The sequence below is a fragment of the Clostridium sp. CAG:265 genome (assembly GCF_000436575.1).
Taxonomy (GTDB): domain Bacteria; phylum Bacillota; class Clostridia; order Clostridiales; family Clostridiaceae; genus Clostridium; species Clostridium lentum.
The window spans coordinates 38,356-63,291 of record NZ_FR886641.1 but is presented as its reverse complement, the minus strand read 5'-3'; the positions used below and the strand labels follow the sequence as shown (position 1 = coordinate 63,291).

Annotated in this window: 22 protein-coding genes and 1 other annotated feature; of the genes, 5 read left to right on the top strand and 17 right to left on the bottom strand. The window is 28.1% G+C overall.

Translation table 11 applies throughout. The features are described 5' to 3' along the window. Positions 1–186: 186 nt before the first annotated feature. From Q5O29_RS10445 to Q5O29_RS10435, 3 genes are all read right to left on the bottom strand, one after another. The gene (locus tag Q5O29_RS10445) at positions 187–2,361 is read right to left on the bottom strand and encodes a HAMP domain-containing sensor histidine kinase (RefSeq protein WP_302632151.1); all 2,175 of its coding nucleotides are present in this window, start codon (positions 2,359–2,361) and stop codon (positions 187–189) included. A gap of 73 nt (positions 2,362–2,434) precedes the next feature. Then, positions 2,435–3,139 carry a response regulator transcription factor gene (locus Q5O29_RS10440; protein ID WP_022212888.1) on the bottom strand — a complete coding sequence of 235 codons (705 nt, stop codon included), beginning with the start codon at positions 3,137–3,139 and terminating at the stop codon, positions 2,435–2,437. A 172-nt stretch (positions 3,140–3,311) separates the two neighbouring features. Next, positions 3,312–4,520 (bottom strand): NupC/NupG family nucleoside CNT transporter, encoded by a 1,209-nt coding sequence (locus tag Q5O29_RS10435; RefSeq protein WP_022212887.1) that lies wholly within the window; start codon positions 4,518–4,520, stop codon positions 3,312–3,314. Positions 4,521–4,863: 343 nt separating this feature from the next. Then, positions 4,864–5,075: a binding site (T-box leader), on the top strand. Between the two features lie 141 nt (positions 5,076–5,216). Between Q5O29_RS10435 and leuS the strand changes: the two genes are divergently transcribed. Then, entirely contained in the window at positions 5,217–7,667 is a 2,451-nt protein-coding gene (leuS, locus tag Q5O29_RS10430; RefSeq protein WP_022212886.1) for a leucine--tRNA ligase, read from the top strand. Between the two features lie 44 nt (positions 7,668–7,711). On the opposite strand, the gene Q5O29_RS10425 is transcribed toward leuS, so the two are convergent. Next, complete coding sequence (locus Q5O29_RS10425) at positions 7,712–8,461, bottom strand: hypothetical protein (protein WP_022212885.1); 750 nt, start codon at positions 8,459–8,461, stop codon at positions 7,712–7,714. A 204-nt stretch (positions 8,462–8,665) separates the two neighbouring features. Here Q5O29_RS10425 and Q5O29_RS10420 point away from each other — a divergent pair, with 204 nt between their 5' ends. Then, positions 8,666–8,998 carry a HesB-like protein gene (locus Q5O29_RS10420; RefSeq protein ID WP_022212884.1) on the top strand — a complete coding sequence of 111 codons (333 nt, stop codon included), beginning with the start codon at positions 8,666–8,668 and terminating at the stop codon, positions 8,996–8,998. A 93-nt stretch (positions 8,999–9,091) separates the two neighbouring features. Here the strand turns inward: Q5O29_RS10420 and Q5O29_RS10415 are convergent, their stop codons facing one another. From Q5O29_RS10415 to Q5O29_RS10360, 11 genes are all read right to left on the bottom strand, one after another. After that, a complete protein-coding gene (locus Q5O29_RS10415) occupies positions 9,092–9,757 on the bottom strand; it encodes a hypothetical protein (RefSeq protein ID WP_022212883.1) in 666 nt (221 codons plus the stop codon). A gap of 87 nt (positions 9,758–9,844) precedes the next feature. Beyond that, a complete protein-coding gene (locus tag Q5O29_RS10410) occupies positions 9,845–10,150 on the bottom strand; it encodes a PTS sugar transporter subunit IIB (protein WP_022212882.1) in 306 nt (101 codons plus the stop codon). A gap of 229 nt (positions 10,151–10,379) precedes the next feature. Beyond that, positions 10,380–11,174 (bottom strand): GTP pyrophosphokinase family protein, encoded by a 795-nt coding sequence (locus Q5O29_RS10400; protein ID WP_022212880.1) that lies wholly within the window; start codon positions 11,172–11,174, stop codon positions 10,380–10,382. 191 nt (positions 11,175–11,365) lie between these two features. After that, positions 11,366–12,052 carry a metallophosphoesterase gene (locus tag Q5O29_RS10395; RefSeq protein ID WP_022212879.1) on the bottom strand — a complete coding sequence of 229 codons (687 nt, stop codon included), beginning with the start codon at positions 12,050–12,052 and terminating at the stop codon, positions 11,366–11,368. Between the two features lie 17 nt (positions 12,053–12,069). Then, positions 12,070–12,324: an EscU/YscU/HrcU family type III secretion system export apparatus switch protein gene (locus Q5O29_RS10390; protein ID WP_022212878.1), complete on the bottom strand. Its 255-nt coding sequence runs from the start codon at positions 12,322–12,324 to the stop codon at positions 12,070–12,072. An 18-nt stretch (positions 12,325–12,342) separates the two neighbouring features. Further along, the gene (locus Q5O29_RS10385) at positions 12,343–14,229 is read right to left on the bottom strand and encodes a hypothetical protein (protein WP_022212877.1); all 1,887 of its coding nucleotides are present in this window, start codon (positions 14,227–14,229) and stop codon (positions 12,343–12,345) included. Positions 14,230–14,448: 219 nt separating this feature from the next. Continuing rightward, positions 14,449–15,669 carry a tyrosine--tRNA ligase gene (gene tyrS, locus Q5O29_RS10380; RefSeq protein ID WP_022212876.1) on the bottom strand — a complete coding sequence of 407 codons (1,221 nt, stop codon included), beginning with the start codon at positions 15,667–15,669 and terminating at the stop codon, positions 14,449–14,451. Between the two features lie 115 nt (positions 15,670–15,784). Further along, entirely contained in the window at positions 15,785–16,198 is a 414-nt protein-coding gene (locus Q5O29_RS10375; protein ID WP_022212875.1) for a hypothetical protein, read from the bottom strand. A gap of 337 nt (positions 16,199–16,535) precedes the next feature. After that, entirely contained in the window at positions 16,536–17,549 is a 1,014-nt protein-coding gene (locus Q5O29_RS10370; protein WP_022212874.1) for a sensor domain-containing diguanylate cyclase, read from the bottom strand. Positions 17,550–17,721: 172 nt separating this feature from the next. Continuing rightward, on the bottom strand, positions 17,722–18,843 hold the full coding sequence (locus tag Q5O29_RS10365; RefSeq protein WP_022212873.1) for a Ger(x)C family spore germination protein: 1,122 nt from the start codon (positions 18,841–18,843) through the stop codon (positions 17,722–17,724). Continuing rightward, complete coding sequence (locus Q5O29_RS10360; protein WP_022212872.1) at positions 18,827–20,257, bottom strand: spore germination protein; 1,431 nt, start codon at positions 20,255–20,257, stop codon at positions 18,827–18,829. The genes Q5O29_RS10365 and Q5O29_RS10360 overlap by 17 nt, the downstream gene beginning before the upstream one ends. Before the next feature lie 98 nt (positions 20,258–20,355). Between Q5O29_RS10360 and Q5O29_RS10355 the strand changes: the two genes are divergently transcribed. The 3 genes from Q5O29_RS10355 (at position 20,356) to trpS (ending at position 22,902) form a co-directional block, all read left to right on the top strand. Then, positions 20,356–21,438, top strand: coding sequence for an endospore germination permease (locus Q5O29_RS10355; RefSeq protein WP_022212871.1), 1,083 nt, complete (start codon positions 20,356–20,358; stop codon positions 21,436–21,438). Positions 21,439–21,605: 167 nt separating this feature from the next. Beyond that, entirely contained in the window at positions 21,606–21,773 is a 168-nt protein-coding gene (locus tag Q5O29_RS10350; RefSeq protein WP_022212870.1) for a zinc-ribbon domain-containing protein, read from the top strand. Between the two features lie 121 nt (positions 21,774–21,894). Beyond that, positions 21,895–22,902, top strand: coding sequence for a tryptophan--tRNA ligase (gene trpS, locus Q5O29_RS10345; RefSeq protein ID WP_022212869.1), 1,008 nt, complete (start codon positions 21,895–21,897; stop codon positions 22,900–22,902). An 82-nt stretch (positions 22,903–22,984) separates the two neighbouring features. Here the strand turns inward: trpS and Q5O29_RS10340 are convergent, their stop codons facing one another. Further along, positions 22,985–23,911: a glycosyltransferase family 2 protein gene (locus Q5O29_RS10340; RefSeq protein ID WP_022212868.1), complete on the bottom strand. Its 927-nt coding sequence runs from the start codon at positions 23,909–23,911 to the stop codon at positions 22,985–22,987. Positions 23,912–24,046: 135 nt separating this feature from the next. Beyond that, entirely contained in the window at positions 24,047–24,919 is an 873-nt protein-coding gene (galU, locus tag Q5O29_RS10335) for a UTP--glucose-1-phosphate uridylyltransferase GalU (protein WP_022212867.1), read from the bottom strand. Positions 24,920–24,936: the final 17 nt, after the last annotated feature.

Below are 24,936 nucleotides of genomic sequence, written 5' to 3'. Positions count from 1 at the left end.
AAATTTTTTCTAATTGAGAATACCTTTCAACTAGCACTACTAAAAGCTTTATAGCCTCTCTATATGATATTAATTATCAATTAGATAAGAATAGTTATATTTTTAATCATTAGTTACTTCTTTCTTCTATTAACTCCTTTAAATAAATTAAAAGCACCAAATAACAATGCTATTTGATTCTTTCTATTAATTATTCTCTTGATATAATTCCATTTTTATAATTGATTTAAACAAGTCTCCATCAATTTCTATATTCAGTTCTCCGCCATGAAGCTCTACTATACTTTTAGCAATAGCAAGCCCAAGACCAGATCCTTCTGTAGTCCTTGCTTCATCTCCACGTTTAAATCTATTTGTTATTTCCCCAGCATCAAAGTTTAGTTCATAAGATGAGATATTCTTCATTACAATAATGGCATTTTTTTCATCCTTAATAATATCAATATATACCCTTGTCCCTCTTAAAGAATATTTGGTTATGTTGGAAATTAAATTTTCAAAGACTCTAAATAATCTTCTTCCATCTCCATTAACATAAACTTTTTCTTCTGGGAAATTAGTTCTAATCTCTAATAAACTCTCAATGAGTTTTTCATCGAACTCACCTAAAGTCTGTCTTAGAAGCTGCACTATATCTATTTTAGCCAAATGAAGCTCCATTTCACCACTTGCAGCTTTAGAAGCTTCAAACAAATCTTCTATTAGCGCTTTTAGCCTTTGAGATTTACTGTCTAGAACAGCAATATAATCTCTTGCACTTTCTGGTTCTATAGGTTCTCGCTTTAATAAATCAATGTAATTTATAATTGAGGTCAACGGAGTCTTTAAATCATGAGAGACATTAGTTATAAGCTCACTTTTCATCTTTTCACTCTTCATTTCATTCTTTAAAGACTTTCTTAAGCCCTCTTTAATATTATTGATATCATGTGCCAAGTTAGATAAGTATCCTTTTCCTCTTTCCTCAATCTTATAGGTTAATTCTCCGCTGGCTGCATCCTTTGCCCCAAGCATTATTTTATCTAAATATACCATGCTTTTTATTAATTTGATAAGCAGAGCAAAACTTATTAAAAAGCCTACTATAAAACATGGCCATAATAACCTTCCATTATTAAATATACCTACCAACAATAATATAACTACTGTAGATATATACATAATTCCAATTATAAAGATATTCTTTATGAACGATCCTCTTTTAATTATATCTTTTGTTGTATAATATATGGTTTTACTAATAGTATTTTCAAAAATTGCTCCCTCAGAATAGCTTACTATTAACGTCTCTACTGTTACATATAATAAAATTAAAATAATAGATAATATAAGTATATTCCTATAAGTAAAGCTAATTAAATATCTTCCTTCACCAAGTATTTTATTATAATAACTATTAAATATTAGCTTATATGCTATGTATGCTAACAATAAGCCTCCCAACTTATATTCAAGTGGATATTTCTTTAATTTATCTATTAATATATCAACTTCATGCATCCTGCTATTTTCTTTCTTTTTTAAATATAATAGTAATGCTAATATAGCTACTGATACCAAACATACTATTATCTTAATACCTATAACATGTCCTATCTCTTCAATAGATTTATAAGCACTATATATAGAATCTCCCTTCTGCAAAACTTTTGGTATCCATACATATAGTTCTATACTATAATTATTTAAATAATAATATTTGGATGATTGATTTTGTATATATGATGATACGTAATTTCCACTGGTATAATATCCTGAAGAATTTCTTTTAATTCTATTTACTATATGAGAATTAGTAGATTTTTTTCCTGATATATATACATTTTCAGTAACACCATCATTAGTGGTAATCTTTCTTATAGAATAGTATTTTGTATCTTTTATCAAATCTTCATCTGCTTTTTTTTTAGTAATCCAGCTATTACTAAGTATATCAAAAGCTGCAAAATCAATATTATTATAAGCACTTAGCTGAACTTTTAGATTTTCATATGCCGTCTTTTTACTTTCTAAAATTTCTTCAAGTAAACTGGCTTCATCATATGCATATTTCTCTTCTATCTTCTTTCTTTCTTCATTTAATATAGCCTGTTGCTCATCATAACTATAATCATGAAAACCTTGCGAACTTTCTCTTATACTTTTGATATTTTGATATTGGCTTTCAATCTTTTTTTCTATTTTTTGTTTATAACTATCAATTTCATATTGGTTTATATTGTTTATATCATTAACATATTCATCATTTTTATAATAAATAGCATAATCTAGCGCCATTCCTATATAATCATCTATTTCCTGTGCTAGATATGAATCAACATAAATCCTCTCTGGCAGTGTTAAATCATAGTTGTTAATCACTTCAACTCCTGACAAAATCGACATTGATAAAAAGATGAATATAAGAATATATAAGAAATAGTTAAAAAATTTCTTATTCATACTTTTCAATTTTGTAACCAATGCCCCACACCACCTTTAAATATTTGGGTTCTTTAGGATTGATTTCTATCTTTTCTCTAATCCTTCGTATATGTACTGCAACTGTATTTTCAGCATTATAGCTTGGTTCTTTCCATACATTTTCATATATTTCATCAATAGAAAATACTCTTCCCTTATTTTTTAATAATAGCTCTAATATACCAAACTCTGTTGCTGTAACCCTTATAGACTCACCTTCAACGAATACTTCTTTACTTTCCAAATTGATTTCTAATCCACTGGACTTTATTACCTTTTCATCTTCTTTAGAAACATTAACGTAATTTCCTAAAGTCATATATCTTCTTAATTGTGATTTTACTCTAGCAATTAATTCTAAAGGATTAAAAGGTTTAGTAATATAATCATCAGCTCCCATATTTAAACCTAATACCTTATCAGTATCTTCTGATTTTGCTGATATTAATATTATTGGAATATTTTTTTCCTCCCTAATCCTCATAGTAGTTCGTAATCCATCCATCTTAGGCATCATAATATCCATCAATATTAAATGTATTTCATTTTCCATCAATGCCTGAATAGCTTGTATACCATCATATGCTTTAATAACACCAATTCCCTCATTTTTTAAATATATTTCAATTGCATCAACTATTTCCTTATCATCATCTACTACTAAAACAGTATTCATATAACTTTTCAACTCCTCTCCATAATATTATAGCCTATAAAATTAAAAATACAAAAATCAAAACTTTTAGAAAAAAAGAGCATGATACTTTTTTATATCATACTCTTTAGCAATTACTAACGTAATTTTATTAACTTAATAACATTGATCTTTTGCCATGTGATTTTTTATACTATATAGTTAAAAGAAGTCCTGCAATTGTGGCACTTAGAAGGTTTGCTAGTGTTCCACCTAAAACAGCTTTCCATCCTAATCTTGCTATGTCAGCTTTTCTATTTGGAGCCATTCCACCTATACCACCTATTAAAATAGCAATAGAAGAAATATTAGCAAATCCACATAAGGCAAATGTTACTATTGCTGTAGTCTTTGCTGATAATTCTGGTAATAAAGGTGCCATATTACTAAATGCAACAAATTCATTTAATATTAATTTTTGACCTATTAATGATCCTGCTGTTACAGCTTCTCCCCACGGAACACCTATTATCGCTGCTACTGGTGAGAATATCCACCCTAATATTCCTTGTAAGCTTAAGTCAGATACACCGAACCAGCCTCCAATCCAACCAATTAAACCGTTAATTAATGCTATAACTGCAACGAATGCTAAAATGATAGCTGCTATGTTAAGAACTAGACCTAACCCATCAATTGCACCCTTTGATGCTGCATCAACAACATTTGCTGAATTATCTTTAATCATTTCAACTTCATTTTGAACCTTATCATGCTCTGTTTCTGGACAAAGAATTTTTGCTATTATAAGACCAGCTGGTGCTGCCATAAATGCTGCTGAAATTAAGTATTCTATTGGAATTCCAAGCATTGAATATCCTACTAATATTGAACCTGAAACTGATGCTAATCCACCAACCATTACTGCAAACAATTCAGACTCTGTAAGCTTTGAAACATAAGGTTTAATTAAAAGTGGCGCCTCTGTTTGACCTAAGAAAATATTTGCTGATGAAGATATTGTTTCTAATTGAGAAGTTCCTAAAAGCCTAGATAAAGCTCCCCCTATAACTCTAATAACAAACTGCATTATTCCTAAGTAGTAAAGTATAGAAACAACTGCGGATATAAATATTATTACACATAATACATTAACAAAAAATATACTTCCATCATTAGCTAGTGAACCAAATACAAAACTAATACCTTCTTGAGCATAATCGATAACTGATTGTACTCCAAGAGCAACCTTGCTTAAAACATACTTACCTACACTCCACTTTAAAACGGCTAATGCAAATCCAAATTGAATTAAAAATCCAATTATTATGGTTCTCCATTTTATACGCTTCTTATTATTTGATAATAAGTATGCCACTGCAAATATAAATAAAATACCTATAATGCTATTTAAAATTGCCATAAAAATCTCCTTTTCTTTCATCAGTTAGTTTATTCTTATCTCTCTAATTTAGTATTTACAAGAATTTTTCACTTATACACGAGCATTATTTTTACAAAATATTAATGTTCATAAACTATTTACGATTATACCCTTATTTAACTCCTTCTACAAAACAATATTTACCATATATTAAAAAATATATAATATAGTATATTCTTTTTTTAAATTTTTCTTAAATTATATACTATATTGGTATGTAATAAACATATTATATCATATATTGAAATTCCTATAAAAAGGCTTTATCACTATTATTGACTAACTTTCTTAATTACTATATAATAAAAAACAAATAATATAGTATAAAGTGTTGAAAAGAAGTAGTACTATAACCTTGTAATCTTAAGAGAACTGTTGGAAGGTGTAAAACAGTGTTTACATTATAGGAACTTGTCTTGGAACTTACTTGTCAAAAGCAAGTACGGGATTCCCGTTAACGATTTCGAGTGAGAAAATCTTTTTTTGATTTTCTAATAAGAGTGGTACCGCGAAATAATAGCTTTCGTCTCTTAAATATAGAGATGGAAGCTTTTTTATTTAATTAAAAGCAGATAATTGAAAAGTTAGAATTATGTATGAAACTCCTGAGGAATTTTTACATCAATTATCCATAATCAATTTTCAATTATCAATTAACCTAGGGAGGATTTTAAAATGAGTAACTATGGAACTGCTATTGATAAAAAATGGCAAAAGAAATGGGAAGAAACTGAACTTTATAAATTTAATCCTAATAAAGAAGGAGAAAAATTATATGTTTTAGAAATGTTCTCTTACCCATCTGGAAGTCAATTACATGCTGGTCACTGGTTCAATTATGGTCCAGTTGATTCATGGGCAAGATTAAAGAAGATGCAAGGATACAATGTATTCCAACCAATGGGATTTGATGCCTTTGGTCTACCAGCTGAAAACTTTGCTATTAAAACAGGAATTCATCCATGGGATTCTACCGAAAAAAATATCAAGACTATGGAAGATCAATTAAAAGCTATGGGAGCTATGTTTAACTGGGAAAATGAAGTTATCACATGCACTCCTGAATACTACAAATGGACTCAATGGATATTCTTAAAGCTTTATGAAAAGGGATTAGCCTACAGAAAGAAAGCCCCTGTAAATTGGTGTCCATCATGTAATACAGTTTTAGCTAATGAACAAGTTCATGAAGGATGTTGTGAAAGATGTTCTACTGAAGTAACTAAAAAAGACTTAACTCAATGGTTCTTTAAAATAACTGAATATGCTGATGAGTTATTAGAAAAATTAGATACTTTAGATTGGCCAGAAAAAACTGTTGCTATGCAAAAACACTGGATAGGAAAATCTACTGGTGCACAAGTTACTTTCAAAGTTAAAAATTCAGCAACTAGCTTTGATGTATTTACAACAAGAGTTGATACATTAAATGGTGTAACTTATGTTGTTTTAGCACCTGAAAATCCATTAGTAGATGAACTAACTACTGCAGAAAACAAAACTGCCGTTGAAGAATACAAAGAAGCTGCTAAAAAGCAATCTGATATAGAAAGACAATCTCTTTCAAGAGAAAAAACTGGTGTATTCACTGGTTCATATGCAATAAACCCTATAAACGGTAAAGAAGTACCTGTATGGGTTGGTGATTACGTACTTGCTACTTATGGTACTGGTGCTGTTATGGCTGTTCCAGCTCACGATGAAAGAGACTTTGCTTTTGCAACTAAATTTAACTTACCAATAGAAAGAGTTATCACTAACAAAAAAGGTGAAGAAGTTGAACTTCCATACTGTGAATACGGAGTACTTGTTAACTCTGGACAATTTGATGGTTTAACTACTGAAGAAGCTAAAGAAAAAATTGTTGCTAAATTAGCAGAAAATAACTTAGGTGAATCAAAAGTTAATTATAGATTAAGAGACTGGCTAGTTTCTAGACAAAGATACTGGGGAGCCCCAATCCCTATGATTTACTGTGAAGACTGTGGTACTGTACCAGTTCCAGAAAAAGATCTTCCAGTACAATTACCATATGATGTTCAATTTGCACCTGATGGAAAATCTCCACTGGCTAAATGTGAATCATTCATCAATACTACTTGCCCATGCTGTGGTAAACCAGCTAAAAGAGAATGCGATACATTAGATACTTTCGTATGTTCTTCATGGTACCAAATGAGATATGTAGATAACAAAAACTCAGAAAAAGCTTTCGATAAGGACTTAGTAGACAAAATGCTACCAGTTGACAAATATGTTGGTGGACCTGAACATGCTTGCATGCACTTACTATATGCTAGATTTATCACTAAAGCTTTAAGAGATATGGGATACTTAAGCTTTGACGAACCATTTAAGAGCTTAACTCACCAAGGTTTAATTTTAGGACCAGATGGATTAAAGATGTCAAAATCTAAAGGAAATACTATTTCTCCAGATGACTACATTAAAGAATACGGTGCTGACGTATTTAGAATGTACTTAATGTTTGGTTTTGCTTACACAGAAGGTGGAGCTTGGAGTGATGATGGAATTAAATCTGTTGCTAGATTCGTAGATAGAATTGAAAGATACTTAGATTTAGCTAGAGAAGCTATTGCTAATGGAGAAAACAATAAAATCACTATTGATAAAACTGAAAAAGAATTAAACTTCTGGTTAAACAACGCAATTAAAGGTGTTACTGAAGATGCTGATAAGATGCAATTCAATACTGCTATAGCAAGAATGATGGAATTTGTTAATGCATTTTCTAAATATCTTCAAGAAGAAACTAAAAACTTAGACTTCTTAAAGACTGTATGCAAAGACTTCATCAAGACTTTAGCACCATTTGCTCCTCACTTTGCTGAAGAACAATGGAATCTATTAACTGGTGAATACTCAGTATTTAACGAAGCTTGGCCAATATTTGATCCAAATGCTCTTGTTAAAGATGAAGTAGAAATAGCTATCCAAGTAAACGGAAAAATTAAATCTAAGATTAATGTATCTACTGATTTAGATGAAGAAGGAATTAAAGCAGCTGCTTTAACTGATGAAAATATACTTGCTGCTACAGAAGGTAAAAATATTGTTAAAGTCATAGTAATCAAAGGAAGACTTGTTAATATAGTAGTAAAATAAAAAAAGAGTGCCTAATCACTCTTTTTTTATTTGATTATTATGAATTAACTAAGCTCTTCTAGCACTGGTTTAAATTTAGCAAGTAATTGACTTACTAATTCTTCATTTAATGCAGTATAATAAGAAAGGTATCCTGCTTCACCTAATGCTCTGTAAGCATCCTTACTCATTTCCATCCAACTTTCAGGTATGTAAACCCATACGATTTCTTCATATTTACAGCTTAATAAGAAATGTTCCATACCAAAGAAAGCATATTCCTCTATTTCATGAAGCCTATTAAACTTCTCATAATCATCTACTACTTGTGAAGTTAATTTGTATTCATATATATCTGCATAAAAGAAATCAAATTTATCTTTTTCTGCAGTATAGGCATCTCCTTGAATTATTTTTATTTTAGGATTGTCAGCAAAATTCTTATTATACAAATCAATTACTTCCTGGCTTATTTCATAAACAGTTACTTCACTAACATTTTCTTTCTTAGCCATTTCCCAAACAGTATAGCCTAACCCTAAGCCAACTACACCTACTTTTCCATGAGCTCTCTTTATTGAAAAATACGCACCTTCTACTTCTAAAGGAGTAAGTCTCATCCATATATGCTCTGGTCCATGAAGTTCTAATATAGGTTTATTAACTTCTCCTTCTTTAGCATATAAATAGCCTTGTATTATTCCTTTTAATCCATCAATTGCTTTTATTTCATAGCTACCAACCTTAGCTGGTGAAATTATTTTGCTATATTCATCTATTTTTTCTAAAACATAACTATTATTAAAGGGCTTCAAATCAAACAATTCCTTTCTTAGCAACATTTTTAGCCAATATACATAGGTTTATTATATTGTTAATTTGTTTAACTTTCAATATAATTTATAATTTTGTAAAAATGTCCTTTACTCTCATATACTCCTTTTAAAAATTCCTTGCTATTTCCGAGTAATATGGTATACTATGAATATAATTTGGAAAAATATTTTTGAGGTGATAATATGAATAAGTTTTTAGTAAGCGAAGAAGCATATAAAGAATTTAAAGCTTTCTTAGATGAAAATGAAGTGGAAAAATATAGTATTAGAATAAACTTAGCAGGTTTTGGATGCAGTGGTCCAGCTTTTAATATAACTGTTGACGAAGCAAATGAAAATGATGTTGTTGAAACAATGAATGATATAACTTTCATAGCTGAAAGCAAATTAGTTGATGAATTTGGTGGATTTAAATTACTTTCTTCTGAAGAAAATGATGGAAGAGGATTATCTCTTAAACCAGTTATCGAAGTTGCAGGTGGATGCGGTTCTTGCGGAGGTGGCTGCGGTCATTAAAAAAGAGTGCTTAGTGGCACTCTTTTTTAATTGATTTTTTAAATATTATTCTAACTCCATTAATGAATTTATTCCAAAATTCATAATTCAATATTAACTAATGTTTTCATTAGAAAACTCATAATCAATATATTCTTCATTAATATTTTGTATTTCCTTTAATATATTAATCCAATATGCATGTTTTATTATCTTATCAGCTCTAGAATCTTCGTCTAAATTTGAGCAATTTTCATTATAAAAACTTATGTAATATTCATTTAATTTTTCTGCCATTTCTTTTAGCACACTAACTTCCTCTAACTTATCATCATTAATTTTCATACTTTCAGTTTTTTCACTTAAATTGCTTTTAATATAACTATAAATAACCTCTTCTATTTGCCAATATATGCCATTAATATTTTTATTTTCAATGGATACATTTTTATTGCTGGTTTTTATATTAGGGTTATCTCTATATTCTAAGTAGTATTCCAATAGATCTATTTCAGCATTAGCAATAGCTGAATAATTTTTATACAGTTTTAATAGTTCCTCATTACTAATATTCCTAGCCTTAATACATTTATCTAAAATACTAAGCACACTTTCATTTTTTATCCTTATCTCCTCAATATTTCCATAACAAGTCAATTCAATGGTTCTTTTATATCTTTTGTTTACTATAACTTGATAGCAATTTAGGAAAAAGCTTATAAATAAAATAGTCAATATTGCTATAAAACATTTATCCTTTTTAGTTATCTTATCTTTCATAGTACACCCCCATCAATATTATATCATAAATATTTAATGCTAGGTCCCAATAGAAAAAACTACGTTAATGTCTTATGAATACTTTATTTACTTTATTTCCTTCATAACCATATTAAGAAGATTCATCTCTGAGCTTGACCCATAAATATCTTTATCTACTAATATGCATGGTATTCCTCTATCATTGGATATCTTACTCAAATAATCATACTTGTGCATTACTTGTGGTGCTATAACTGCTAGATTGCATCCCTTTTCTATTTCCTTTTCAAACTCACGTATACCTACAGCAAGAATATCCATATCAATATCTTCTTTCTTAGCTTGTTTCTTTAATGAACTAATAACTATAGCACTAGCTAAACCTTGAACACAAACAAATAATACCTTCATTCTAAACTCCTCCTTAAACTTTTTCTGAAAACATTTACTGACATAAAAAAAATATATAGAAATAATAAACTACGTAGTATGTAGTTTATTATTTTCTTCATCTACTTCTTTATATATAATCTTATATAATTTAATCATTCTTTCTACCAAAGTAATTACTTCCATTGCAACCATAAAATGATCCTGTGCATGATTATATTTTTATTGTATTTTATTTATTATCAATATTTTAGTTGTCTTTATACCTTTCCAAATCTTTTTTCGTTATATCAAGAAGATTATTTAATTCCCAAACTTCTCCCTCTTCTATAAGCCTATTTAAAAGAACTTCATACCTAGTAGCTTCAGCAACCTTACCTAAGGATATTAATGTTAAAATATTATTCATAATAGACGAAATAATATCTGATTTAACTTCAAATAATTTTTGTGCATCTTTTATTTCATCCTTTATCTCAAGCATTTGTTGGTCTAATTCAAAGGCTGCATCAGCAGCTTTCTTAAGCTTAACCTTTATTTCCTCTGGTATATGCTGCTTATATTTATAATTTAATGAATGTTCTGCCGTTGCCCAGAAGTTCATTGCTAATGTCCTTATTTGAAATTCAGCCAATATATCCTTTGCCCCATCAACCATATTAACTGTATACTTAATAATTACATGATAACTTCTATATCCACTTGACTTAACATTACTTACATAATCCTTTTCGTAAAGTATTTGCATATCTTTTCTTACTCTTAAAAGCTCCACCACTTTATCTATATCATCAACAAACTGGCACATAATTCTTATACCAGCTATATCCTCCATCTCTTGTTCCAGCCTATCTAAAGGAATTTCAAACTTATTAGCCTTTTCTAATATACTTGATACTTCCTTAACTCTTCCTGTTACAAATTCAATTGGTGAATATTCATTTCTTCTTCTATACTCTTTTCTTATGCTTCTTAACTTCACCTTTAATTCATCAACAGCTTGTTCATAAGCCATTAAAAAATTCTTCCAATTTTGAATAGCCATTCTTTTTATCACCCTTATTTATCGTTTACTATAAAATAAAAACTTTTGTAAATTTCATGTTACTTCATTACTATTATAACAAAATTTCACTATCTTTGTTTAAAAATTGTTTTTTAAAATAATTTCTTATTCTCTATTTAAAATAAAAATACCTCAAAATAACCTATTTTATTTTGAGATATCCCCATTACTTATAAAATTCTTACTGGATTAAAATCAATAAAATCACAAGAAGTCATAATATATTCTATCTCATTTATTATTCCAGTTTTTGCTTTAAATCTTCCTAATCCATGTAAATGTCCATAAATAACTTTTTCTACATTATATTCTTTAAAAATCTTCATAAATTCTGACTCTTCATAACCTTCATTAAATGGCGGATAATGAATCATAACAATTATTTTAGAATATCCTAATTTCTTTGCACTTTCTAAAGATAACCTTAATCTTATGGCTTCCCTAGCATATATTTTTGCATCTTTTTCTGTAAATTTCTCACTATCAGGCGATACCCATCCACGAGTTCCACAAATAGCATAATCATTATATGTATAAAAATTATTTTGAATAAACTTCATATTTTCATACATTGCATTTAACTTGCTTATGCTGCTCCACCAATAATCATGATTTCCTTTAGAAATTATCTTTTTTCCTGGAAGACTATCTATCCAGTCTAAATCAACCTTGCTATCTTCCGCTTTCATAGACCATGATATATCGCCTGCTATAAGTACAGTGTCTTCATCTGTAATCCTACTAATCCAATTTTCCTTTATCTTTTCGTCATGATTAAGCCATCTTTCTCCAAAGATATCCATAGGCTTATCAACATTTAAAGCTAAATGTAAGTCTGATATCGCATATAATGCCATCTTTTAACTTCAACCTCCTATAAAGAGCTATCTAATTCAGTAATATAAGCAATTATATGAGCTACAGCCTCATAAACTTCTGTTGGTATAGCATCTCCTACATCAACATTGCATAATAAATCTGTCAGTTCCTTATTAAAAACCACTGGAACTTCACTATCTTCTGCTTTTTCTAATATTTTATCTGCTATAATTCCCATTCCTACTGCAGTAACTATTGGTGCATTAGCTCCATCATAGTTTAAAGCTACAGCTTTCTTTCTATTTTGCACTATATTCCACCTACTATCTTATACTGTAATATCCACTGCCGCAATATTATTATCATTAAAAAATTCTCTACAAGACGATAGTTGAAGTTCTTCTGTCCTTTCAACAATTTCTATTTTAGTACTGAATCCTGATGATTCAACTATTTCTTTTAACTTCTCCTTTGAAATAACAAATAAATTCATAACACTTTTATCACATTTTAATTGCAAATCAATGTTCCTATTTTTTACATTTAAAAGAGCATCAACTGTGCCAAGCTTTACTGTTTTAACTGATATAGCCACCTTGAAATTACTGCTATCTATAGATTTTCCTTCTTTCCTATCATCCTTAATAATAAGCTTACATGGATATTCATTTTCCTTAAAATTTATTGGTACATCTAAGCAATAATATTGATCATTAATTTTATTGAATAACTTTAAATCATTTATACTATTTTTCATTATATTTAAAATTTGCGAAGAATTTTCGTCACTTTCTTTTAAATTAGAAATTATATTTCTTATGACCTCTTTAGCTCCTTCAGATTTTTCTGTAATATTTTTAGATAAATCCTTACTTATATTAAATATATTTTCTCTTATATCATTGGATTTTAACTCTTTTTCTTCACCTTTTTGTCTACTTTCTACACTATTAAATAAATTTTTTATAAAATTTATTTCTTTATCTTTAATTTCATCTTTATTAATTATAACTTCCAATAACTTTGCTTCAGCATCATTTAATCTTACTTCTTTTCCTGTATGTTTTAATATACTTTCCCTTAAAACTTCTTTATTAATATTAAGTTCAGACTTATTCTCATTAACCATGGACTTATTTTCATTTTTTAGTACTTTAATGATTTCTTTAACATCATCTTCCATAAAAAAATCACTTTTTGCACCATCATTAATTATATTATCCTTTGAACTTTCTTTTATTAATGTTGCTTGAATCGTTTTTCCTGTTGAGCTTTTTGATAATATGCTACTATTATTAATATTATTATCTGTAATATCTTTAATATCTTTTATATCATTAATATTCTTAATATCTTTAATATCTTTAATATCTTTGATATCATTAATATCATTAATATTCTTAATATCTTTAACTTCTTTCATATCATTAATGTCATTATTGCTATTATTCTTATAATCAATAACATCTTTTGAATATTCTTGCTTTAATGTTTTTTCTAAAATTTCTCTATTTAAAGTATTATCTTCAATTGCTATAGCATTACCTAATTTTTCATTAACCTCATTAATTACTTTTTCCATAGCATTTTCATTATTAAATAACTTATTAAAACTCTCTAAATTTTCTTTAGTAAATTCAATGTCATTTTCTAAGAATAGAAGTACTTCTTGTAAATTAGTCTTAGAAAAAGCTTCAAAGAATTCATAAAGCTTTTGTGATACATAAACTCCTTCTTTACTATTTGCTGCAATATCCCTACTATTTAAATAAGAATTTATAAAATTTTTTATTTCTACTGGATTATTATTCATCTTATCACTAAATTCCATTATGCTCTTTACAGTAGTAATATTTTCCCTAGTAAGAGGTATATTGTATTTCACCATAGCCTTAAGCATATTGTAATCTTCCTTCTTTAAACCTTCTTTCAAGATAAAGTTCATTATCTCATCAATACTTTCCTTGGCAATTTCTTCATTTATTACTTCCGTATTATTAGCAGTTAGCTTAAGAAACAACATATTATCTTTTAATTCTGCTACTTCAAAATTTAATAAGCCACCTTTTAAATCCACTTCACCTTGCAGTTCAGCTTCTATCTCCATTCCATTAGTTAATTTTATGGTAACCTTATTACTTTGGGAATCCTCCTTAATAACTCTTCCTTTTAAAGTATCTCCTTGATTAAATTCATAGCCTCCTCTAAAGCTCACCTTTTCTGTTGTTATATATTTTCCATAAGTAAATGTTGATATATTATTAATTTTTCACCCCTCCATTCATTATGGCTTAGCTAACCATATTTAAGTATCTAATTTAGTTATCGTAAAAAATATTATCTTCTAAACTTCTTATTTATATATTCAGTGAAATAATCCAACTATATAAAATAAAGGAGATAGATAAAATTTCTATCTCCTTTATTTATTGAATTATTGTACTTCTATTTTAGTGTAATTCTTCTTTCCTCTTTTAATTAAAGCAGATCCATCTTGAATATCTTCTTCTGTAAATATTCTTGCTACTTCTGTAACTTTTTCTCCATTTAATGAAAGACCACCTTGTTGGATTAATCTTCTTCCTTCAGCTTTTGATGGAACTATTTTAGTTTCAGCTATAATATCAAGAACTGTTTTACCAAAGCTTTCAGCACTTATAGTAACTGTTGGTACATTGCTCATATCTACTCCACCAGCAAATAATGCTTCTGCTGCTGATTTAGCTTTTGTTGCTTCTTCTTCTCCATGAACAAGTTTAGTTACTTCATAAGCAAGTACTGTCTTGGCTTTATTTATTTCAGAACCTTCTAAAGCACTTAATCTTCTTACTTCCTCCATTGGTAAGAATGTTAATAATGATAGGCATTTTTCAACATCTGCATCATCAACATTTCTCCAATATTGGAAGAATTCAAATGGAGATGTTTTTGCTGGATCTAACCATAAAGCTCCACCAACTGTTTTACCCATTTTTTGTCCTTGGCTATTTGTTAAAAGTGTACAAGTCATTGCCATAGATTGACCTTGAGCTTTTCTTCTAACAAGTTCAACACCAGCAATCATATTCGACCATTGATCATCTCCACCAAGTTCCATCTTACAGTTATATTTTTGATTTAATACATAGAAGTCATATCCTTGCATTAACATATAGTTAAATTCTAAGAATGAAAGTCCCTTTTCAAGTCTTTGCTTAAAGCATTCTGCACTTAACATTCTATTTACTGAGAAGTGTACTCCCACATCTCTTAAGAAATCTACATAATTTAAGTTTAATAACCAATCAGCATTGTTTACTAATATAGCCTTATCATCTGAAAAATCTATAAATCTTTCCATTTGCTTCTTAATGCATGAAACATTATGTTCAATTTGCTCTTTTGTAAGCATAGATCTCATATCTGTTTTTCCTGATGGATCTCCTACCATGGCAGTTCCACCACCAAGTAATGCTATTGGTCTATGACCTGCCTTTTGCATATGAGCCATAAACATCATTGCTATAAAGTGTCCAACATGTAAACTATCAGCTGTTGGATCAAAACCTATATAAAAAGTTATTTTTTCCTTTTCTAATAACTCTCTTGTCTCATCTTCATGTGTGAATTGCTTTATGTATCCACGTTCTAATAATTCATCTAAAACATTAGCCATCTTAACTTTACCTCCTACGTAAATCACTATATACAGTATATCTTATAACAACGTTTTTTATCAAGAAAATGTTATTTTAAAAAATGAAAGAGATCATTACTGACCTCTTTCATTTTTATGCTACATATTGTTTTATTCCTTCAGGCACCTCTTCACTGCCATTAATATTTATATTAATATATACATTTATTCCAAATCTATCAGTTAAATTGGCTATTCTTTTTATTAATTTGGCTGATTCTTTCATTGTACAATTGATTATATTAAATAACCCATCTACATATATATTTTCTATATCATAATTTGATGAGATTATACCACAAATCATGCCATAAAAATCATTACAATCTCTTACTTCATACTCCATCGTGTCAACAAATCTTATTGATCTATTTAGCTGTAACATTGGTCTTGAATCATCATCAATGTAAACTGAATCTCCCTTAGCTTCTAATTGTTGGTGGTTAGCTAATTCTATTAACCTTTTAGTCTTTCCAGAACCTCTCCTTGCACAAAAAACTTGTATCATTGGAACCACTCCTTATTTCTATGATTATTTATTAATGATGATTAAATCATCATTATAATTAACATTTAACAATATTAAAGCACTTACCTTACTTAAAATTATTATTCTCAATTTACTTTGCATTATTCACTAATTAATTCTATATATAAATGAAAAAATCGCCCATATTTATAACAACATTTTCTTCAGCTCTCTATAAATTTATACCTTCCTGTACTATATAATATTCAAAACATACTGAAAATGTTCCAACTATTTTTAAGTTTTTATGAAAATAAAATAACAATGCTGCATATCTATAATCACATTACTCTATAATAGACATGCAACAATTATATTAATGTATAATAACTCTATTCTTTCCAATACTTTTTGCTTTATATAAAAGCCTATCTGCTTCCTTGATAACATCATCAATGTGATCTTCTGACTTGCTAAAACTTACACCAAAGCTCGCAGTTACCTTAATTATATCCTCTTCTATTATAATGCTATTATTAGCTATTTTTCTCCTTATATCATCAATCATATTATATATCTCTTCCTCATTTACCTGCTCATTATCAATATATAGTATGATTTCTTCTCCTCCATATCTTGCAGCAATATCTCTTTCCCTAATGTTATCCATAATTATCTGTGAAATATTTTTAATAACAATATCACCTACAGGATGTCCATATTCATCATTTATACTCTTAAAATTATCAATATCAATCATAACAATTGCATAATATTTTCTATCTCTACTACTCTTAGCTACTCTATTATAAAAATAATCTCTATTGTATAAACCTGTAAGATAATCAATTTTTGCTGCTAATTTTAATTTTCTATATAACTCTGCATTTTTAATAGCTACAGCTATCAAATTAGCCATTTTCTTAATATATTCTTGGTATTTATAACTAAAATATCCCTTTTCCGAATGTTCTAAAAATATATATCCAATAATCCTATCCCCTAATATTAAAGGAATCAGCATTATTGACTTAGAATTAGTGATATTATTCTTACTATTTTCATATTCCATATTAAAAATTGATACATCAATACCGTCATATAGGTAAATATACTTTTCTTCTAATACCTTCATACTAAACTTATTATTTGATACTTTAGCTACATATTTATCATTTTCTATTAAATATATGGTACTATAATCAATTTTTAGTGCGGATATTATAATATTATTTACTTCTTTAAAAAAATCCGATTTGCTTACAATACTATTTAGATAAAATTCAACTTCAACTATATTCTCTAATATTTTAACTTTTTTCTCCATTTCATCCTTATATAGCTTAAATTCTTCATTTATATAATCATATGCCTTAATAGTATTATTCATTTTAAACCTCTCAATAATTAACATAAAAAAATTAAAAGCTACATTAAAAAATATAGATAATATAATAGTAATATTATCTATATTTTAATTTAACTTAATATAATTTTACCCTTTATTGGTAAAAATATCAAGTTTTTATTTTTTATTTTATTTTTCATCTTTTTTTTAATATTTATAAAGCATTTTTTGATAATCCAGTTCCATTTATGTTTACTTTTGTATTTACCTCAAAATCACAAATACTTAAAGGGTCATCAATAGATTCTTTTCCATAATAAATTTCCTTCATTCTATAAACATTAAATATATCTATTCCCTTTTCTTTATACTTATTAAACAATTGAGTTATATAACTATTAATATATTCTTCTTCATTAACTTTTATATAATTTATAAATTCACTATCTACAATAGCCTCTCCTTGAATATCTGAAATTTCCAAATCAACCTCAATATTTTTTACCAAAGTAAATTTATTATTATCAAATCTCAACATACTATCTTCAGAACTTGATAAAACATCTAAACTTATAAAATCAGTGTCCGTATTAGGATTACCAATTTCAAATGTACCTTCATAGACACTTCCCATCATAAGTTCATATAATAATGTATCTTCCTGATCCAACTTTTCAACAAGTACATTGTCTTTTAATATACCAGAACCATTTATTTGAACTTTTTGGTCTAAAACATCCTTCTTTAAATTTACTGCTGGAAGTAACAATGTATTATCTCCCATAAGTCTATTGCTTAAATAATAATTTACATTAGCTTGAAGTGAAAGACTATTAAATGGTTTTTTATTCATTATATCATTTAAATACATACCTAAGAATTCATCATCACCAGACGTAGCTTTAAGCAATTCTTCAACATCTCCATAATAAATAAATGCACTAGGCTTTATTTGCATTTCACCATAATTATTTATTAAATCTAAATATTTTTTAATTCCTACTTTAGCTGCCTTCTCTGTAAATATATATGCTTTTACTTGACTATAATTTAGCTTAGCACTGGAGAAATTATCAATTTTCTCTAAAGCATCTTCTGTAGTTTTTCCTACACCTTTAAAAATAAGCCTTCTACCTTTATCAGAACTTTCATTAGTACTTCTATAAGGCTTAATACAATCTAGATATACTATCACCTGACTCAAATCATCTGTATCAAAAATCATACTTGTTGCAAAAGTTACCTTGTTTATATCCCTATAATTAAAACAACCTGTTAAAGTTAATGGAATAAGTAAGATGATAAGTATTTTGAATATTTTATTTCTTTTTGCCATCTTTATCACATCCTACTCCAATTATTTTTCTTGATATCCTATTTAAACTTCCTCTAAACAATATATCTTTGAATCTATATTCACTTAAGCTTCCTAATGGGAATAGGAATGGATATCCTACAGAATCTAACTCACATATCTGAGTCATAAAAATAAGCGAAGCTGAAAGGAATCCTGGAAGTCCAAGCAATGCTGAAAAACAAACAATAACTATTGACCAAAATGATACTGCTCCATAAAGTTTTGGTATTAGAAAATAACATAATGTGCTTATAGCTACTACAATTATGGTAATTCTTGATGCTACTCCAGCACCAACTGCTGCATCTCCTAAAATTAATGCTGATACAATGCTCATAGCACTTCCAATGGCCTTTGGCAATCTTATTCCTGCTTCTTTTATAAATTGAAAAGCAAGCATCATTATTATTACTTCAACAAAAGTTGGTAAAGGAACTCCAGCCCTTGATACAGCAAGCCTAAATATAAATAATGTAGGTATCATAGAGAAATGATGAGTTATTACTGCTACATATAATCCTGGTAGAAATGAAGCTATAAAAAAGGCAATCCATCTTAATACCCTATTAAAATTAGTAAAATATTTATTTACATAATAATCATCTGGCATTTGAAAATTTTCCATAAAAAAATAAGGTACAGTTATTACAAATGATGTGCCATCAACAATAATGGCTACCCTTCCTTCTAAGATTTTTGCACAAACTTCATCAGGTTTTTCTGTATATCCTACTGTATCAAAAAATGAATTTTCTTTCTTTAAGTTACATTCAATATAATTAGAATCTAGTACAAATCTTAAATCTAAACTTTTAACTTTTTTTCTTATATCCTCTAGTACATTTTCATCTACAATTCCTTTTATATATGTTATGGCTACAGCTGTTTGAGATTTTTCTCCAACATATACAGCTTCAAATTTCAAATCTGGATTTTTAAGCCTTCTTCTTATCAAAGCAACATTATCTACTATGAGCTCATTAAATCCCTCTCTTGGTCCCTTCAATACAGATTCAGTATCAGGTATTCCAATTCCCCTTCTTACCATGTTCTTTACTTCACTGTATATTATCTCTTCATAATCATTTAATACTAATATTACATCTCCGCTTAAAACATGAAATATTGCATCATCTACATCCTTGGCTATACCAGTCATATTCATATCTAAAACTTTATCTATTAAATCTTTTGGAGTACTAATACCTTCTTCTCCCTTAAGTTCTCCAAACCCTCTAAGAGGAAGTATCATATACTCCATCATCCATTGACTATTACATAAATCATCAATAAATACCACTGTCCCATTTCCAAGTATAGTAGATAACTCTCTAAACTTAACATCAAAGCAGTCTTTAAACCTTTCCTTTAAATAATCGATATTTTTATTCATAATTCATCACCTAAGAATATTATTCCTCCCATAGTGTTTAATATTCATTTTTTTGAGAATACTATTTTAGAATACTAAAATATATACGAGGTGGAGAGATGAATGAAAATAAAATATCAACAAAACACTATATAATTTTTATATATGCAGTAACCTTTGTAAGTCTTAAAATTTACTGTTCACAATTTATTACCATAGGGGGAAGAGATACTTGGATATGCTTAATTGCAGCATTTATATTATTAATTGGCATTGCTACTTATCTATTAGATATAATAGCAAGAAAAGGAAACTACAATATAAATAATATTTTCACCATCGGTCTATCTAAAACTATGGGAAATATTCTACTTTTCTTATTTGCTATAGGATTATTTTTATCTTCATTGGAAGCAGCTATGGTAGAAGCTAATTGCATTAAAACCTGCTTTTTCCTACCTACTCCTCAATGGTATATACTTTTATTTTTCCTATTACCTTCATTATTTTTAATAAGAAAAAAGGTTCGTACAATATTAATTTTCACTACGATAAATGTTATTTCTTTTATAGTAAACTGTTTAATATTAAGCATATTTTCTGAGCCTTATAAAAACACTAAGTATATCCTTCCGATTTTTACAAACAATTTAACAATAGGAAACTATTTTAATTGTATTCTACTTTTATTAGGATGCATTTCATCATTTGCTATTTCACTACCATATTTGAAGCATCTTACAAAAGCAGATAATTTAAAAAAACATAGCCTTATTGCCTTATGTACTATAGCCTTATACTCTGTATATTCAATAATAGGTATTATTTCTTGCTTTGGACCATCTAGAGCCGCTAATTTATTTTACCCTGAATATACCATGAGTCAACGCATTCAATTAGGTGGATTCATTGATTTTGGTGAATTATTTTTCTTAATGGAAGCTATAGTAGGATTATTTTTAAAATATCTTTTAAGTACATATGGAATATATATTATTTATAAAAAATATATTAAAAATGACAAAATATATATTGCTACATATTCTATAATTATTTTTATTTTAGCTTCACTTTTCTCAAAAAATAATTATATTTTATTTAATATTTTGAAATACTATAATTATAGCAATCTATTCTTCTTTATATTGATTCCATTGATAGCTTTTACAGCTTTTTCAATGAAATCTTCAAAAAAGGCATAATTATTTCCAACAAACAATTCAATTGCATTTTTGGAAATATATGTATATAATAATATTATAAATGAAATTTAGTAGGATTTTATATGATCATTAGAAAGTACCCCTTCATATTTAAAGGGTTATGTATCAAGTGTCAATAAGCCCTATAAATTTTGAGGAGGTTAAAAATGGAAGATAAAAAAATTACTTGTAAGGACTGCGGAAAAGAATTTATTTTTACTGTAGGAGAACAAGAATTTTACAAAGAAAAAGGATTTGAAAATGATCCTGTTCGTTGCCCAGAATGCAGAAAAGCAAGAAAAACTCAAAAAATGAACAGAGATAAGAAATACTAGACAAAAGGCAGCTCTTAGGCTGCTTTTTCTATTATTTATTTAAATCGTTGACATAAATTTTTCCTACTTCTATAATTAAACTAATATGTAATTACGTAAAATATGAAAAGAGGTGTTTTTTTTGGAAAATACAACAGAAAATAAAAAAGTTATATTTAGTGGTGTTCAGCCATCAGGTAACTTAACAATCGGAAACTACTTAGGAGCTCTTAAAAATTGGGTTAAGCTACAAGATGAATATGACTGTTATTATTGTGTTGTTGATTTACATGCAATAACTGTAAAACAAGAACCTAAAGATTTAAGAAGAAGAACTCTTGAAGTTTTAGCTATATATTTAGCAGCTGGAATCGATCCAGCTAAAAATACATTATTCATTCAGTCACATGTTCCTGCCCATAGTGAAGCTTGCTGGCTATTAAGTTGCTCTACTTACATGGGTGAGCTTAGCAGAATGACTCAATATAAAGATAAATCTAAAAAAATGGGAGAATCTATCGGTGTTGGTCTATTTACATATCCAGTACTTATGGCTTGTGATATTCTTTTATATAATACTGATTTAGTACCTGTAGGGCAAGATCAAAAACAACATTTAGAACTTGCAAGAACTCTAGCTTCAAGATTTAATACAACTTACAGCGATACATTTAAAGTACCAGAACCTTATATTCCAAAGACTGGTGCTAAAATAATGAGTCTTCAAGAACCAACTAAGAAAATGTCTAAATCTGATGAAAACCCTAATTCATACATCTTGATTATGGATTCACCAGACGTTATTAGAAAAAAGATTGCTAGAGCTGTTACTGATAGTATCGGTGTAATAAATTACACTGAAGAACAACCTGGTGTTAAAAATCTTATAGATATTATCTGTGCTATTGAAAATGTTACTCCAGATGAAGTTGTAGATAGATATGTAGGAAAAGGATATGCTGATTTAAAGAAAGATACCGCAGAAGTTATCATCAATGAATTAGCTCCAATTCAAGAAAAGTTTAACGAGCTTATGAGTGATAAGAAAGCTTTAGAAGCAATTTACAAAGAAGGTGCTGAAAAAGCTAATTACGTTTCTATGAAACTTCTTAGAAAGATGCAAAAAAAGATTGGTTTAATTCCTCGTTAAAATTAAAAAATATAGGGTGTGTTAGACTGTTTAAAAACAATCTAATATACCCTATATTCACTTTATAAAAGCTAATTATTATCTAAATTTCTTCTTTTATAATATAAATAGGTCTCTTCTTAGTTTCAACATATACCTTTGCTAAATATTGCCCTACAATTCCTGTACAAAACAATTGAATTCCTCCAATAAAAAACATTGCCAATATTAACAATGATAATTCACCAACTTTTTGTGAAAAAAATAAAATCTTTATAATAAATATACAAATCATAATCATTGATACCACAATAAATAAGCTACCTGCTATTGTTGCTATACTTAAAGGTATAGTTGAAAAAGCCATAATTCCATTAATGGCATAAGTAAACAGTTTTATAAATGACCACTTACTTTCTCCTATAATCCTATTTTTATTTTCATACTCAATCCATTTAGTTTTAAACCCAACCCAACTAAACATCTCTTTGGAAAATCTATTAAATTCATTCATACCAAGCACTGCTTCAGCTACTTGCCTTGTTATCATTCTAAAATCTCTTGCACCATCTACAATATTATTTTTAGATATCCTTCTAATAATCTTATAAAATTGCCTTGCAAAACAAGAGCGTATTATAGGCTCTCCTTTCCTATTTACTCTCCTTGCTACAACAGCATCATATCTTTTAACTTTTATAAAATAAAACATCTCTTGCAATAATATTGGCGGATCTTGCAGATCTACATCCATCATAGCTATGTAATTGCCACTTGCTTTATTTAAACCAGCATATAGCGCAGCTTCTTTTCCAAAATTTCTTGAAAACGAAATATAACTACAACATTCATCTCCATCGGCTATCTTTTTAATTTCATTTAACGTATTATCACTAGATCCATCATCAATAAATATTACTTGAAATTCAACATCTTTCATACAACTATAAATTTTGCAAAATTCCTTATAAAATAAAAGTATGGCTTTTTCTTCATTATAACAAGGAACTATCACAGAAAGCTTATCCATATAACTACACTCATTTCATAATTTAATACTTTTAACATATATTGATTTTTTTAACATATACAATTTAATTATATCCTTTTTATAACAAAAAGGATATATAAAAACTTTTTATAGTCTTTATATATCCTTCTATAATTATTTATTTTCCCATGGCTTTGTTTCTAAATATTTAATAAAATCATCTCTTAACTCTTCTCTCTTAAGAGCCATTTCCACAGTTGCTTGCAAGAAACCTAATTTATCTCCTACATCATATCTTCTTCCATCAAAATTGTAAGCATACATAGCTTCATTTTCCACTAAAGTTTTTAAAGCATCTGTTAATTGAATTTCTCCACCTTTTCCTGGTTTAGTATTTTCTAATATTTCAAATATCTTAGGAGTTATTATATATCTTCCTAAAATAGCTACATTACTCGGTGCTTCTTCTATTGAAGGTTTTTCTACTAAATCTTTTACTTTGTATACTTTATCTTCAATATGTATACCATTTACTATTCCGTATTTATTTACATTTTCAGGTATTACTTCTTGTACACCTAAAATTGTTGTCTTATACTCATCATAACAATCCATAAGTTGCTTTAAACATGGGACATCATTATCCACCACATCATCACCTAACATTACAGCAAATGGTTCATCCCCTACAAAAGATTTAGCACAATGTATTGCATGCCCTAATCCTTTAGGTTCCTTTTGTCTTATATAGTGAATATCCACCATATCAGAAATATTTCTAACCATTTCAAGCATTTTTATCTTACCATTCTTTTCAAGTTCTAATTCTAATTCTACAGATTTATCAAAATGATCTTCAATAGATTTTTTATTTCTTCCTGTAATTATTAATATTTCTTCTATTCCAGATGCTACAGCTTCTTCAATAATATATTGAATAGTTGGTTTATCAACTATTGGTAACATTTCTTTTGGTTGTGCCTTAGTTGCTGGCAAAAATCTTGTACCTAACCCAGCTGCTGGAATAATCGCTTTCCTTACTTTCATTACTAATACCTCTCTAA